Raw genomic sequence first — 13678 nt, 5'->3', positions numbered from 1 at the left:
AGGGCGTTCGGATCACACGGCGGGGAGCGCGTAGAGCCGCTTCCCGTGCATCACGGCCAGCCGGTCGCCCGCCGCCGCCACGTACCACTGCTGGATGTCGCCGGTTCTGTCGTTGTAGGTCCAGCGCAGCTTTCCGGTCGCCGCGTCGAAGGCGTGCACGCCGCCGTCCTCGTCGAACTCGGTCGCGCCGTACAAGGTGCCGTTCACCTTGGCGAACTGCCACGCCTGCGTAGCCGAGTCCCGCAGGTCGTCGTTGTGCCAGATCTGCTTGCCCGTACCGGGGTCCACCGCCCACATGCCGCGCGCACTGTCGGCCGCGTAGAGCACCCCGTCCAGGACATGCGGGTCGTTGAACGAGCTGAACTCCTCCGTCCGAAGCGACCAGCGTTCCTTGCCGTCGGCCAGGTCGAACGCGCGCAGCCGCCGGCCGTCCGCCACGATCACCAGGCCCTCGTGCACGGCGAAGCGTCGGTTGTTGGACCGGCTGATCTTCTTCGTCCACAGCTGTCGGCCGGTCGTCGTGTCCCGGACCGTCACGTTCTCCCGGTAGTCCGTGTAGACCAGGCGTCCGCCGACGGCCGCGGCGGTGATGCCGTACTCCTCTGTCCCCGCATCGCGCTGTTCACGCCAGGCGATCTTGCCCGAGGTGGTGTCGATCGCGGCGATCACGTTGTTCGGCGTCGTGTAGTCCTTCTCCAGGATTCCGGCGAGGACATACACATGGCGTTCGTCGGCCGCGATCGGGCGCGGCTGCTCGTACTTCTTGCCCAGGCGGCTGCGCCAGGTCTCCTTGCCCGTGGCCGGATCCAGACCCACCACGTCACCGTCGTACTCGGCGCTGGCGAGGTAGAGCGTGCCGCCGCCGACGATCAGTTTGGCGCCGGGCGTGGTGACGCCCTTGCGCGACCACTTCTCCTTACCGCTGACCGTGTCCCGTCCCACCAGCGGATCGCCCGACACCAGGGCCACGTCCCCGATCACCGCGAGCGCGTCGATGCCGGCCAGGCTGGTGTTCGCGGCAGCCGCCTTCCACAGCGGCTCGGGCGCGGTGCCCGGCGGCGGGGTGGTGAAAGTGTCACCGTTCTTCTCCCCGCCCGGCTTCGCGCTGCCGCCCGGTGCGACCGCCTCCTCCTCGGGGCCGCACCCCACGACCCCGGCCCCGAACACGGCCAGCCCCAGTCCCGTCCCGGCCAGCCTGAATATTTGCCTGCGCGACACCATGTGCCCGACACGACCGCCCATGCCTGTTTCCCACTTCCGTCCGACTGTTCCGACGTCCCCCAGGGACACCTTGAGCGCCGCCAGGCTAACCAGCGATTTTCGGCCGACCGCCGGATGGCACACAGTCGGGACATGGCCGTGAAGATCCCGTCACAGGGCAACCGTCGCGACCACCCGCTCGGGCCGGGGGCGCTCCGAGGTCTGTGCGGATGCGAATTCCGGGCCACTGCGCGGAGTTGGCCGTCCAGGGGAAGCGCGGGATCAGGTGTCCGAGCTCGGGGACGCTGAGCGGGACGGGTTCGGAGCGGCTGGTCGGGCACCCGGCGCGTGAGCACGCCGAGCACCGCCCCTGGCACCGGGCCGACCGCCGGCACCGGGTCCTGACCCGCCGCCACGTCACCCGGCCCAAGGAGATTGCCTCCTACATCGCATACGCACCGGCTCACCGCGCCGGGGTGCGAAGGTCATGCCGTGGTCCGCCGCAGCCCCGTCGCCCAGCCCGTGAGTGTGCCGAAGTCGTCCGGCCGCAGCCCGACGCGCGCGCTCACCCGGTGCAGAAGGGCGGGAGCGCCGTGGTGGCCGGCGATCCATTCCCTGTCCTGGGGCCCCAGTTCGTCGTCCACCCAGGCGAACGGGCGCCCGGCGGCGTACTCGGCCAGGGTGCGCGTTTTCCAGTGCAGCCCGGATTCGCCCTGCTGGGCGGTGGTCGGCCAGTTGACGACGGGGAGCTTCGGCAGACCCAGGTGAGGGCCTATCCAGTCGTTCGCCTCGTCCTGCCAGGTAGTGGCCCACACCAGGTCGTACGGAAGAGCGAGCAGCTGGTCGCCATGGCCGTGGTTGAGCCAGACCCGCAACGGCTTGTTCCACGGGTGGTCCCAGCCCGTCGGTCGCATGCGGTGGGTGCTGTACCCCTCGGGGCGTTTGTGCGGGGGCGCGTCATAAGGGTTCAGTGGGCCGTCCACGTCGAGGAAGAGCAAAGGGCGTCGGGTCTCGCTGTCCGGCATGATCCCTCTCGTCCTGGCAGTCGCCTGCAAGGGTCGTTGTTCATCAGTCGGGTCAGGGCTTGTTCAGGTAGGTGAGGACGGCGAGCACTCGGCGGTTGTTGTCGTCGCCATCGGTGATGCCCAGTTTGCCGAACATGGAGGTCGTGTACTTGCTGATGGCGCTTTCGCTGAGGAAGAGCCGCCGGCCGATGGCCTGGTTGGACATTCCCTCGGCCATGAGGCCGAGCACGGAGTGTTCGCGTTCGGTGAGCTGCTCCAACCGCCGGTTCGAGGAGCCGCTGGACAGCAGTTTGGCGATGACGGCCGGATCCATGGCGGTCCCGCCGCCGGCGACGCGCTCCAGCGCGTCGATGAACTGGTCGGCGTCGAACACGCTCTCCTTGAGGAAATAGCCGATGCCACCGGAACCGTCGGCCAAGAGCTCGCGGGCGTACAGCTGTTCAACGTACTGGGAGAGAATCAGGACCGGCAGTCCGGGCAGTTCGCCGCGCGCGGCCAGGGCCGCCCGCAGGCCCTCGTCCGACTGGGTCGGCGGCATGCGGACGTCGACGACGGCTACGTCCGGCCGCCACTTCAGCAGCGCATCGAGCGTCTCGGGTCCGGTGGTCGCCGTGGCCACCACCTGGTGTCCGTACGCCTCGATGAGGCGGACCATCCCGTCGCGCAGGAGGTAGAGATCTTCGGCTACAACGATTCGCATGGCACCACTATCCTCGCGCGGGTCGGGCCGCCTGCCGGGCTGGTGATCTCCAGGGTGCCGTCGAAGGCCGCGAGGCGGCGGCGCAGCCCCGCGAGTCCGCCGTCGGCGCGCACGCGGGCTCCGCCCCGGCCGTCGTCCTCGACGTCGACGACGAGGCCGGTGTCGTCCCGGGTCAGGGTGATCCGCGCCCGGGTCGCGCGGGCGTGCTTGACCGCGTTGGTCACCAGTTCGACGATCCCGAAGTAGACGGCGGACTCGACCGGCGGGTCCAGGCGCAGCTGGAGGTCGGTGGTGACGGCCGCTTCGAGCGGGCTGTCCAGGGCGAAGGCGCGAACGGCTTCGACGAGCCCCCGGTCGTTCAGCACCGGCGGGTTGATTCCCCTGACCAGGTCGCGGAGTTCGGTCAGTGAGGTGGCGGCACCGGCCCGTGCTTCCCGCATCAGGGCCTTGGCCCGCTCGGGGTCGGTTTCCATCAGCTTCTCCGCCGTGGCCAGGGAAAGTCCGAGCACGACCAGGCGGGCCTGCGCCCCGTCGTGGAGGTCCCGCTCGATCCGGCGGATCTCGGCGGCCTGCGCGACCGTCGTGTCCGCGCGCTGGGCCGTCAGCTCGTCCACCTGGTCCGCCAGCGCCATCGCGGGCGACGCCCGCAGAAAGCGGACGGCCACCGGCTCGACGGTCCGCCAGGCGTACGGGGCGCCGGCGACGGCCACGACCAGGCCGAGCACCCCGGCGGCGCGCGCGACGGGCCCCGACTCCCCGAGCCCGAGGACCGCCGCGGCCACCCCGGCCGGCGGGAGGGACGCGACCACGCCCGCGGTGAACGGCGCGATGGCCGTGAACCGCAGGTCACGCCAGTTGGCGGGGTCCTTCCACCGAACTCGCCACTTCTGGTCCATGAGGGCGTCGCGGCTGGTGCGTTCGTAGCTGAAGCCGTTCCACCAGTACCCGGTGGACATCCGCGTCACCGGCCCGGCCTGCCGGTATCCGGCGGGGATGAAGGTGGCGGTCCACCTCGCGACAAGGAAGCGGACCATCCGGCAGACCGGGCGGGAGAGGGCGAGCGTACCCACGCACACCAGCACGAACGGCGCCACCCACGACCACGGGTTTCCCGCCCCCCACCGGATCCCCAGCGCCACCGCAGCGGCCCACACCGCCGGAACCAGCACGCTGACGACCACCACAACGCACGCCCGTACGAACCCCACGCAGGCGCTTGCCACCCACGGCACCAGCTGTCGCATGACCGTCCCTTCTCACTTCGTGACTCCGGCCGCGGCACTCGCGTGTCCTGCACTGCGCGCCGATCCGGCCGGTACGGCTCGGTGTCTCACTCTGCACGGTACGGAGCCCGGTTCCCGCCGGATCGGCACCGGAGTAGGTCTGGCCCCACCCACCCGTACGGCCAGGCCCATACCGCGCCACCCGTGCGCTTCCTGACGTCGGCACCGCACCAGGAAGCACAGGAGAAGGAAGCGACAGGGAAAATCGCGCTGAGCGGGCTGCCGCCCGTGCGACCGGAGGCTGACACCGGTAGGTCTCACGGTTGAGGTGAGCGCGTCGGGGATTACGGATCGCGGCTGATGGGCCGGAGGGGACGGCCATGAAGGATGGACCACGTCACGACGGACCACCAACTCCCAGGAGAACACGGTGATTTCACTGTCCCCCCGCAAGACGATGGCCGTACTCGTCGCGCTCGCCGCCTGCCTGCCCCTCAGCGGCGCCTCGGTCGCTTCTGCCTCTCCTCCCTCGCCTGCCTCCTCCCCCTCTTCTCCCTTGTCCGCCTCGTCCGCCTCGTCCGCCTCGTCCGCATCTTCTGCCGGGCAGCGTGCGGGGAAGCCGGCGTACGCAAGTGTCACCGGAAGCGCGGAGTTCGTCCTGCCCTACTACAAGGACGACGACATCCGCTCGTTCAGCTTCGACGCGCACGCTGCCCCGTACAGCCGACCACTGCCCGGGATACCCACGGGTCTGCCGACCGATGCCCGGGGAACGATCAAGGTCTCCCACTACTCGGCCGAGCGGAACACCACCTACACGTCCGAAGGGCGGGTGGACTGCCTGGTCACGGGCCCCCGCACGGCGACGCTGACGGCGATCATCACCAAGGTCGGCCCCGGTGGGCCGCCCGACGTCGGGCGTCGGCTCGGATTCAGCGTCTACGACGGCGGCAGGGACCAGGGGCACTCCGACGACCGCGTGGGCTTCTCCTGGAACGGCGTGAATTTGATGCCGAACGGCGATGCCGCTCCCGAGGATGCCCCGGTCGGCACCTGCATGGCGCCCGCGCCGTACGCCCCGGTGACCAAGGGCGGCTACACGGTCGAGCACGCCGAACTGCCGCCGGTACCGAAGTCCTGAGGTCCCGTGCGGGACGCAGGCCGTGCGGCCGAACCAGGACCGGCGGGGCAACAGTTGGTGGTTGGCCCGCCGGTCGTTGTGTTGTTGAACGAGTGCTTCAGCCGACGGGGCATCCCGGATGCTTCATACGTGGAGAACTTGTTCCGCCATGTCCCGGATGGCGTTGGCCAGTGTGTCAGGAGCGGTGAGGTGGGCGATGTGTCCCTGGTCGGCGAGCGTGACGGTCCGCGCGTTCGGCAGGGTTGCCGCCAGATCGGCCAGGCGCTCGCGCAAGTGGGCGGGGCTGAGGTCTCCCTCGATCAGGCTCGTCGGCGTTTCGATGTTCGCGAAGCGATCGATACCGACGCCGAGTGCGTCGATTGCCTCGTCGTCCGCGATCTGGGCCGGCGCGTAGGCGGCGAACGCCGCTTGCACTTGCCGGTCGGCGAACATCGCATCGACCGTGTTCGCAGGCATGCGGACGATGTCGCGCATGTGGATACGCATCGCCTCGACCGGGTCGCCCGCGTCGAGCGCGGCACGCGCACGTGCTCCCGCCTCCCCGGCGAGCAACTCCCGGGTGGGCATGGGAGGTTCATAGAGGAACAGTCCGGCGAACGCCGTCGGGGCGAGCAACGCTGCTTCCAGCGCGGCGACGGCGCCCGAGGAATGCCCCACGAGAAGCACCGGTGAGTCGAGGAGTTCCGCGACCGCGACGATGTCGGCTGCCTCGACGGCCATCGAGTGGGGTAGTGCGATCTCTGCTCCGGGAGCGTAGATCCGTCGGTGGATCCTGACGACGCGATAGTCGTCGGCCAGGTGGCGGGTGACACTGTTCCAGGTGGTCGCGTCCCCACCACCCGGGTGGACCACCAGCAGGTTCGGCCCGGATCCGTCGTCGAAAGCGGTGATGGGGCGGAGGTCATCGGACGATGCGAGAAGCTCAGTCATGCGCACAAGCGTGCACCTGTCTGCCGACACAGCACCGACAGGCTGCCGACGCCCCGTGCTGCCGACGCCCCGTGCTGCCGACAGCGGTCGGCCGCCCCGGCGGCTGCCTTTCTCGCTGCGGCCGGCCGGATCCGGTGGCGGCCTGCCGGATCCGGTGGCGGCCTGCCGGGCGGCGTTGTCAGTCCGGTTTCCGGGCGAAGTCGACGGCGGGCTCGGTGGCGTAACGGCTCATCACCTGAATGCTCGCCTGTGGGGTCGGCGCCCGGCCACCGGCGAACATCTCCTGCAGGTCCCGGAAGTACTGCACGTACAGGTCCGGCGTGAAGGTGCTCAGCATGACGGCCGGCTGGTCGGTCGTGTTGGCGAAGGTGTGCGGGGCTCCGGGCGGGACCATCACGAGCGTGCCCGCGGTCGCGTCGTAGTCCTTGTCGCCGACCGTGAAGCGCACCGTGCCGGAGATGATGTAGAAGCCCTCGTCGTGCTGGGCGTGGCGGTGCTGGGGTGGTCCGGGCGTGTGCGGCGCGAGGACGGACTCGGCGAGGCCGAGACGGTGCCCGGTGTTGCTGCCGTCTTCCAGGACACGCATGCGCGTGCTGCCCAGGAGGATCGTCTCGCCGTCGCCCGGACCGACCACCGATACGGCGGGGTCGGCCATCGGCTCGCTGGTCTTCGGTTCGTCAGTCATGCGTCGATTCCACCGCCGGGGCAACCCGGAAGTCCAAGACCCATTCCGTGGAGTCGATACCGTACGGGTATCGTCGCACCATGGAGCTACGCACGCTGCGCTACTTCGTCGCGGTCGCCGAGGAGCTCCACTTCGGCCGGGCCGCCGCCCGGCTGCACATGAGCCAGCCGCCGCTGAGCCGGGCGATCAAGCAGTTGGAGACCGAAGTCGGCGCCGTGCTGTTCGACCGATCGTCCGCCGGTGTCACGCTGACTCCGGTGGGGGCGGTACTGCTCGATGAGGCGCGCTCCCTGCTCGACCAGGCCGACCGGGTACGCGTACGCGTGGCCGCGGCGGCCGGCGCCGCGACCCTCACCGTCGGCTTCCTGGGCGACAGCACCGACCCGGGCGCATCCCGGCTGGCCCGCGCCTACCACCGGCTGCACCCGCACGTTGAGGTCCGCATCCGCGAGGCCGATCTGACCGATCCCACCTGCGGGCTGCACGCGGGACTGGTCGACGTCGCCCTGACCCGCGGCCCCTTCGACGAGACCGGCCTGACCGTGCACGCGCTGCGCGCCGACCCGGTGGGAGCACTGCTGCGCGCCGACGATCCGCTGGCCCGCCGCGGCAGCTTGAAGCCGGCCGACCTGGCCGATCGCCGCTGGTTCCTGTTTCCGGAGGGCACCGACCCCATCTGGCAGTCGTACTGGAACGGCGGGGAACCTCGCGAGGGCCCGGTGGTGCGTACCGTCCAGGAGTGTCGGCAAGCCGTTCTCTGGAACGGCACGGTCGGCATGACCCTCCTGAACCACGAGCCGACAGCGGGGCTCACCGTGGTGCCACTGATCGACATGCCGCCAAGCCGCGTGGTTGCGGCATGGAACGAGGACGACAGGAATCCCCTGATCCGCTCGTTCGTCCAGACCGCAATCGCCGCCTACCACGGCTGAGATCCTCACCGCCGGTACCGAACACAACCTGTACGACACGCCCCGATCCCCAGGCCCAGGGCGCTACGGGCTCATAGGAACCTCCGCTGCCGAGCAGGTCGAAAGACCGGACCGTGCCCCATTTTCGCTACGGTCTGCCGCACGCCTTTACCGCCGCCGGCCTCGCGGGGCCGCCTGGGCATAGGAATCGTGGCCGTGGCGCCTCCAGGACTGCCTGGCCCTGTTTCCCCCTCGGGACGTCGTCCTCGTCGGTGTGCGTTGCCCCCTGCCGGAGCTGGAGCGCCGGGAGCGGGCGCGCGGTGATCGTCCGGCGGGGCTGGCTGCCCGCCAGTTCGACCGGGTCCATGCGCACGGCGTCTATGACATCGAGTGCGACACCGGCGAATCGAGCCCGGCCGAGTGTGCCCGGGACATCGAGGAGTTCCTTCGCCGGCGGACGACCCCCACCGCGTTCGAACGCATGAGACCGGAAGGCCCGGAAGCCGGAGGGGAGTGGTGCGGAAGGGCGTTGAGCGGAAGGCCGTAGGTGCGGTGCCTGAACTGCCCGCTCGGCCCAGGCCGCCTGGTCCGGTACGTACGCCCCCGCTCCGTACGCAAGTCGGCAGTGTGGCGGGCCGGAGAGCTGCCGGACATCTCACAAGAAGGTGCGGCCCGGCCGGTGGCAGGATTCCGTGCATGCGCGATGTCCAGGAAGTGACCTGCCCCCCGTTCCGGAAACGCCCCTTGTGGTTCCTTGTCGGGCTCGGGGGTGCCGGGGCGTGCCTGGCCGTGGTGCGCCTGGCGTACCGGGGCGGGCTCCTGGACGTGTGGCTGAGCGTCGGTCTGCTGCCCGCGCTGTTGGGTGTCCTGGCGCTGAGCATGGTCACCACCCGGGTGAGCGCCGACGCGTACGGCGTGCACACCCGGACGCTGCTGCGCCGCCGGAGTGTGCCGTGGCGCGACATCGCCGGTCTGCGGATCCTCCTGAAGCACGAGAACAACTCCCGGGTGCCGGAATCCCGGCGCGTCGGTCTGGCGCTGCGCGACGGGCGCAGGCGGCTCCTGCCCCTGCCGCAGAGCTGGTCGCCCGACGACCGTGCGGAGTTCGACGCGGAGCTGGAGGCGCTCCGCGCGCTGCACGCTCGCCATGGCGCCCCGGAGTCGGACCACATCCCCGTCATCTCGCGCCGCACTGCCGGGCGCCCTTCGGCCGGTCCGCTGAGCCTGTGCGTGCTGCTGCTCGCGGTGGCGGCCGCGACCGCGTGGTTCCTGCCGAACACCTCCTCGTACGCACGGGCGTGGCAGTCGGCCGTCCCGTGCACGACCGCCGGGACGACCGCAGGAGCGACCGCGACGGAGCGCCGCGACTGTCTGACCACCGTGCCCGCCGTGATCGCGAGGACCGAGGTCCGCCGGCCCAAGAGGCCCAGCTGGCTGTACTTCGCCGACCGCCGCCCACTGGAGCGGCTCGCGGTCTCGCAGGAGGGCGCCCAGGGCTTCGGGCCGGGCGACAGCGTCGAGGTCACCCTCTGGCGCGGCGAGGTGATGAAGGTCGCCGGAGAGCATCACGAATGGCGCGAGCACGTGACCGCCGCCGGGGATACAGCCGCCCTCGTGGCCGCGTTGGCCCTGGCCGCGGGCTACCCCGGGGCCAGGGTGCTGCTGCGGCTGCGCGGGCGCCGGCTGCCCGACGACGAGGTGCTTCCCTCGGCGCTTCCCTTCGCGGGCGTGCTCGTCGGTACGGCCCTGTGGCTGCTGCCGCTCTGCTACCGGTACCCCACGAACCTGCTCACCTCCCCTGCGGCGGTCACCTGGGCGGTCGTGGGGTCGGCGGGCACGCTGGGTCTGTTCGCCCTGGCCTGGCGGGCCACCCGGGTGCGTACGCCCCGAGCGGCGGCGGGATCCGCCGCGGCGGAGGGGAAGGAGAGGGAGGCGGGGGAGGTGTTCGTGCCCGCCCGTTTCCTGGAGCAGACCGACTACAACCCGCACCTCTTCGGTACCCACATCGTCCTCGGTGACGGCCCGCCCGCGGTGACGCCCCACCCCGGCCCCGGCCGCTTCGCGGCGAAACCGATCCCGGTGGACCGGCTCACCGTCAAGGGTGTGCGGCGGGTCCGGGGCGGCGACGGCGACACCGTCCCCGGCAGCTGGCACATCGCCGAACTCGACGACGGGGGCAGACCGGTCCGCCTCGCGGCCGCGCCGGCCGACCTGACCCGCATCATCCGCGAGCTGCGCCCCGCGGCGGGGTGAGGTCCGGGGGCGGCGCCTCGGTGGACGGTGCCTCGGTGGGGAACAGGATCGGGCTGAGCAGGTGTCGGGTGCGTTCCGGTGACGGGGCATGGCTCATCCGGGCCACGATCACCTCGCGCAACTCGCCGATCATCTCGATGAGTTCGTCGCGACTGAGCCAGAGCGTGTGCTGGCGGAAGCCCACCAGGTCGGCGGTCGGATCGGCGTCCTCGCGGTCGAGGTACGCGTTGAATTCGGCCAGCAGGGTGGCCATGGCCACGGCGAAGCCCCGGCGGTAGTCCTCCGGCGACATCGCCGCGATCGTGCCGGGGTCGATCACCGCCCGGGTGCGGTGCAGCCGGTACCGGCGCTCGACCGAGCCACGCACCCGCTGCTCCCCCTCCACCGCGAGCAGCCCCCCGTCGGCCAGCAGGCCGACATGCCGGTAGACGGTGGCCTTCGAGACGTCGGGCAGCAGGGCGCAGAGTTCGGTGGTCGTACGCGTCCGCCCGTCGTGCATGGCGTGCACAAGGCGCATCCGCACCGGGTGCAGAAGCAGATCAACCGTATCCATGGACGAATGTTCTCACCTTCGATACTTTTCTCAAAGATGAGAACAGTGAGAGTGAGGACACCGGTCATGCCCCATCCGTCGCCCGAAGTCGGCTCGGCCGGCCCCGAGGAAACGTGCTCCCGGCCCCCGCTGGGTCGCCTGTACGCCGCTGCCGGACGGAAGTTGATGCTGCACCGCTCCGGCAGCGGGGGCCCGGCCGTGGTGTTCCTGCCGGGAGCCGGGCAGGTCGGCCTGGACTATCTCAACACCCACGACCGGGTGGCGGAGTCGACCACCAGCGTGCTCTACGACCGTGCCGGTACCGGCTGGAGCGAGCCGGCCGACCTGCCCCGCACCGCCGCCGAGGTCGCCGGCGAGCTCCACGATCTGCTGCACGCCGCCGACGTACCCGCCCCGTATCTGCTGGTGGGCCATTCACTGGGCGGCGCCTACGCGCGTCGCTACGCGCAGCTCTTCCCCGACGAGGTGTCCGGGCTGCTCCTGCTGGACCCCTTCCACGAGGATCTCCACGCGCACGGACCTGAGGAAGCGCGGGAGAAGCTGGCGCGGCTGCACAGCCGGGACATACCGGAGCTGACACAGGAACAGCTCCGGCAGGCCCGCGACCAGGCCGCGCCGCTCTTCGCGAACTGGCCGGAACCCGTACGCGAGCCGCTCGTCGAACACCACGCCACCACCGCGTGGCGGGCCGGTCTGCACGAGGACCGCAACCTCTACGACGTGGTCGCAGACGAGCTCCGCACCGGACCGGAGCTCCCGGACGTCCCGCTGATCGTCCTCACCGTCCTGGGCCACGACGACGTGCAGGCCCAGCTGTGGTCCGCGGCGGTGCTGCGGCGGATCAACGACGCCAAGACCGCGCTGCACGCCGGGCTGGCCGCTTCGGTCCGGGACGGTGAGCACCGGATCCTGGCTGACGCCGGGCACGGCTGGCTGCACGAGGAGCGCCAGGACGCCGTGCTCCGGGCGATCGACGACCTGCTCCGCAAGGCGGACCGACACCCCCGGCGGAGCCGGGAACCCGCCTTCAGGGACCGGTCGGTGGCCGTGCCGCCGTGACCAGTCCGCTCTCGTACGCGACGATCACCAACTGGGCGCGATCACGGCAGCCGAGCTTGGTGAGCAGATGGCTGACGTGGGTCTTCACGGTGGCGATGCCGAGGTACAGCCGTTCGGCGATCTCGGTGTTGGACAGGCCCCGGGCGATGAGCGCGAGGACTTCGCGCTCGCGTCCGGTCACACCGTCCAGGGTGCGCGACAGCGGTTGCGAGGGCTCCGGGCGGTGGGCGAACTCCGCGATCAGCCGCCGCGTCACGGCCGGTGCCAGCAGCGCATCGCCTCCGGCGACGATCCGTATCGCCGCGATCAGCTCGGCGGGCGGTGTGTCCTTGAGCAGGAAGCCACTGGCGCCGGCCCGCAGCGCGGCGTAGACGTACTCGTCCAGGTCGAACATCGTCAGGATCAGCACCTTGACGTTCGCGGTGCCGGGAGAGCCGCAGATCTGCCGGGTCGCCTCGATGCCGTCCGTTCCCGGCATCCGTACGTCCATCAGGACCACGTCCGGCGGGTCCTGCCGGGCGCAGCGCACCGCCTCCGTGCCGTTCGCCGCCTCCGACGTGGTCACCAGGCCGGGCTCGGCATCGACGAGCACCCGAAGGCTGCCGCGCAGCAGCGCCTGGTCGTCGGCGATGAGGACCCGGACCGGATCGCCGGAGTCGGTGGGCGGGATCATGTGCTCTCCTCGTAGGGCAGGGACGCGTGCACCGCGAAGCCGCCCTCCGGACGCGGTCCGGCGGTGAAGGTGCCGCCGTACAGGGCGACGCGTTCGCGCATGCCGACGATGCCATGACCGCCGGTCGTCTCCGTCGGGGGTACCCGGCCGCCGCCGTCGTCGGTGATGTCGATCCGGACGTCGCGGCCGTTCGCGGCGACCTCCACCCGGCAACGAGGTTCCGGGCCGGCGTGCTTGGCGACGTTGGTGAGCCCCTCCTGAACTATCCGGTAGACGGCCAGCGCGACTCCTTCGGGCAGGTTCTCGACACCGCGCGCCGTCAGCTGCGCACCGGCCTGCCCGACGAGTTCGGGAAGTGCGACCGCGCCGGGAACCGGTCCGAGCGACGCCGGCTGCCGCTCGCCGTCGGGGGTGCGCAGCACACCGAGCATCCGGCGCATGTCGTTCAGCGCGGTGCGGCTCGTGCGTTCGATGACCTGCAGAGCGTCGTGCGCCTCCTGCGGCCTGACGTGCAGGACGTGGTTGGCGACGCCGGCCTTGACCGCGATCAGGCCCATGCTGTGGGTGACGACGTCGTGCAGTTCGCGGGCGACCCGCAGGCGTTCCTCCGTGACGGCCCGCTGAGCGAGCTGCTCCGCCGCCCGGACGGCGAACGCCCGCCGCTGCCGCGCGGAGCGCCCCAGTTGCCAGGCGCCGAGCAGCGCGGTGGAGCCGAGCAGCAGCAGCCCCGGGCCGCCGCGCCACCAGTACGCGTCGCCCGCGTGCGTCGCTCCGGCGGCGCCGGCCAGGGCCAGGGCCGCCAACGACAGTCCGGGCAGCCATCGTTGCCACCAACGGTGCGACGGCATCGTGAGGGCGACGGTGTACATGGCGTACGCCGCCGACAGGAACGGATCCCACGTGGCGTCCCGTACGACGGCGACGACGGTCACCGCCAGCACGGACAGGAACACGGGCAACGGCCGGATCCTTCGTACGGCGACGGGCACGGTGGCCGCGGCGATGAGCACGAGCCGCTCCCACGGCACCGGGGCCGGGGTGGCCGTCGCGGACGACGGCGCGTCGGCTGTCGATCCGGTCAGCAGCAGCGCGACCGCGTAGCCGAACACGAACGCACAGTCCAGGCCGATCAGTTGGCGTCGGCTCAGCCGCCGGGCCAGGATCGGATGATCGTCCGCGTCCACCTCAGTACCTGCTCGCACCGCTCGACCCTATCCAGGCGCACGGCGCGCCACCTCCGTCCGGCGGTTGTCCCGGGCGCTCCCCCCGTGGTCGGACGCGCGGCCTCCTGCGACGGCCCGTCTCCACCCGTGGGTGGAGAAAGA

13 protein-coding genes and 1 pseudogene are annotated in these 13678 nt (G+C 71.2%); 5 read left to right on the top strand and 9 right to left on the bottom strand.

Annotated features, from left to right (window positions below; genetic code table 11):
- Positions 1 to 12 precede the first annotated feature (12 nt).
- The 4 genes from ACFV8T_RS01080 to ACFV8T_RS01065 all read right to left on the bottom strand — a co-directional run bounded on the left by ACFV8T_RS01080 (position 13) and on the right by ACFV8T_RS01065 (position 4169).
- Complete coding sequence (locus ACFV8T_RS01080) at positions 13 to 1242, bottom strand: PQQ-binding-like beta-propeller repeat protein (RefSeq protein WP_385323120.1); 1230 nt, start codon at positions 1240 to 1242, stop codon at positions 13 to 15.
- A 443-nt stretch (positions 1243 to 1685) separates the two neighbouring features.
- Positions 1686 to 2225 (bottom strand): hypothetical protein, encoded by a 540-nt coding sequence (locus tag ACFV8T_RS01075; RefSeq protein ID WP_385323118.1) that lies wholly within the window; start codon positions 2223 to 2225, stop codon positions 1686 to 1688.
- A gap of 52 nt (positions 2226 to 2277) precedes the next feature.
- A complete protein-coding gene (locus ACFV8T_RS01070) occupies positions 2278 to 2925 on the bottom strand; it encodes a LuxR C-terminal-related transcriptional regulator (RefSeq protein WP_385323116.1) in 648 nt (215 codons plus the stop codon).
- On the bottom strand, positions 2910 to 4169 hold the full coding sequence (locus ACFV8T_RS01065) for a sensor histidine kinase (protein ID WP_385323114.1): 1260 nt from the start codon (positions 4167 to 4169) through the stop codon (positions 2910 to 2912). Before ACFV8T_RS01065 ends, ACFV8T_RS01070 begins: the two co-directional genes overlap by 16 nt.
- 409 nt (positions 4170 to 4578) lie before the next feature.
- On the opposite strand from ACFV8T_RS01065, the gene ACFV8T_RS01060 reads away from it, so the two are divergent.
- Positions 4579 to 5289, top strand: coding sequence for a hypothetical protein (locus ACFV8T_RS01060; RefSeq protein WP_385323113.1), 711 nt, complete (start codon positions 4579 to 4581; stop codon positions 5287 to 5289).
- A 123-nt stretch (positions 5290 to 5412) separates the two neighbouring features.
- Here ACFV8T_RS01060 and ACFV8T_RS01055 read toward each other — a convergent pair whose 3' ends face one another.
- Positions 5413 to 6219 carry an alpha/beta fold hydrolase gene (locus tag ACFV8T_RS01055; protein ID WP_385323111.1) on the bottom strand — a complete coding sequence of 269 codons (807 nt, stop codon included), beginning with the start codon at positions 6217 to 6219 and terminating at the stop codon, positions 5413 to 5415.
- A gap of 178 nt (positions 6220 to 6397) precedes the next feature.
- Positions 6398 to 6904 (bottom strand): cupin domain-containing protein, encoded by a 507-nt coding sequence (locus ACFV8T_RS01050; protein ID WP_385323109.1) that lies wholly within the window; start codon positions 6902 to 6904, stop codon positions 6398 to 6400.
- A gap of 80 nt (positions 6905 to 6984) precedes the next feature.
- Between ACFV8T_RS01050 and ACFV8T_RS01045 the strand changes: the two genes are divergently transcribed.
- The 3 genes and pseudogenes from ACFV8T_RS01045 (at position 6985) to ACFV8T_RS01035 (ending at position 10068) form a co-directional block, all read left to right on the top strand.
- Positions 6985 to 7836, top strand: a complete 852-nt coding sequence (locus ACFV8T_RS01045; RefSeq protein WP_385323107.1) for a LysR family transcriptional regulator — start codon at positions 6985 to 6987, stop codon at positions 7834 to 7836.
- 187 nt (positions 7837 to 8023) lie between these two features.
- Positions 8024 to 8362, top strand: a pseudogene (locus ACFV8T_RS01040) (hypothetical protein); the annotation flags it as partial.
- Positions 8363 to 8511: 149 nt separating this feature from the next.
- Entirely contained in the window at positions 8512 to 10068 is a 1557-nt protein-coding gene (locus tag ACFV8T_RS01035) for a PH domain-containing protein (protein WP_385323105.1), read from the top strand.
- Here ACFV8T_RS01035 and ACFV8T_RS01030 read toward each other — a convergent pair.
- A complete protein-coding gene (locus ACFV8T_RS01030) occupies positions 10037 to 10621 on the bottom strand; it encodes a helix-turn-helix domain-containing protein (RefSeq protein ID WP_385323104.1) in 585 nt (194 codons plus the stop codon). The genes ACFV8T_RS01035 and ACFV8T_RS01030 overlap by 32 nt on opposite strands.
- A 66-nt stretch (positions 10622 to 10687) precedes the next feature.
- Between ACFV8T_RS01030 and ACFV8T_RS01025 the strand changes: the two genes are divergently transcribed.
- Positions 10688 to 11680: an alpha/beta fold hydrolase gene (locus tag ACFV8T_RS01025; protein ID WP_385323102.1), complete on the top strand. Its 993-nt coding sequence runs from the start codon at positions 10688 to 10690 to the stop codon at positions 11678 to 11680.
- On the opposite strand, the gene ACFV8T_RS01020 is transcribed toward ACFV8T_RS01025, so the two are convergent.
- Together ACFV8T_RS01020 and ACFV8T_RS01015 are read right to left on the bottom strand one after the other, a co-directional pair.
- Positions 11649 to 12353, bottom strand: coding sequence for a response regulator (locus ACFV8T_RS01020; RefSeq protein WP_385323100.1), 705 nt, complete (start codon positions 12351 to 12353; stop codon positions 11649 to 11651). The genes ACFV8T_RS01025 and ACFV8T_RS01020 overlap by 32 nt on opposite strands.
- Entirely contained in the window at positions 12350 to 13555 is a 1206-nt protein-coding gene (locus ACFV8T_RS01015) for a sensor histidine kinase (protein WP_385323098.1), read from the bottom strand. Before ACFV8T_RS01015 ends, ACFV8T_RS01020 begins: the two co-directional genes overlap by 4 nt.
- Positions 13556 to 13678: the final 123 nt, after the last annotated feature.

Source organism: Streptomyces sp. NPDC059832 (genome assembly GCF_042731715.1).
Taxonomy (GTDB): domain Bacteria; phylum Actinomycetota; class Actinomycetes; order Streptomycetales; family Streptomycetaceae; genus Streptomyces.
Note: the sequence above shows the minus strand (reverse complement) of the source record. Positions and strands in the feature narration are given on the sequence as shown.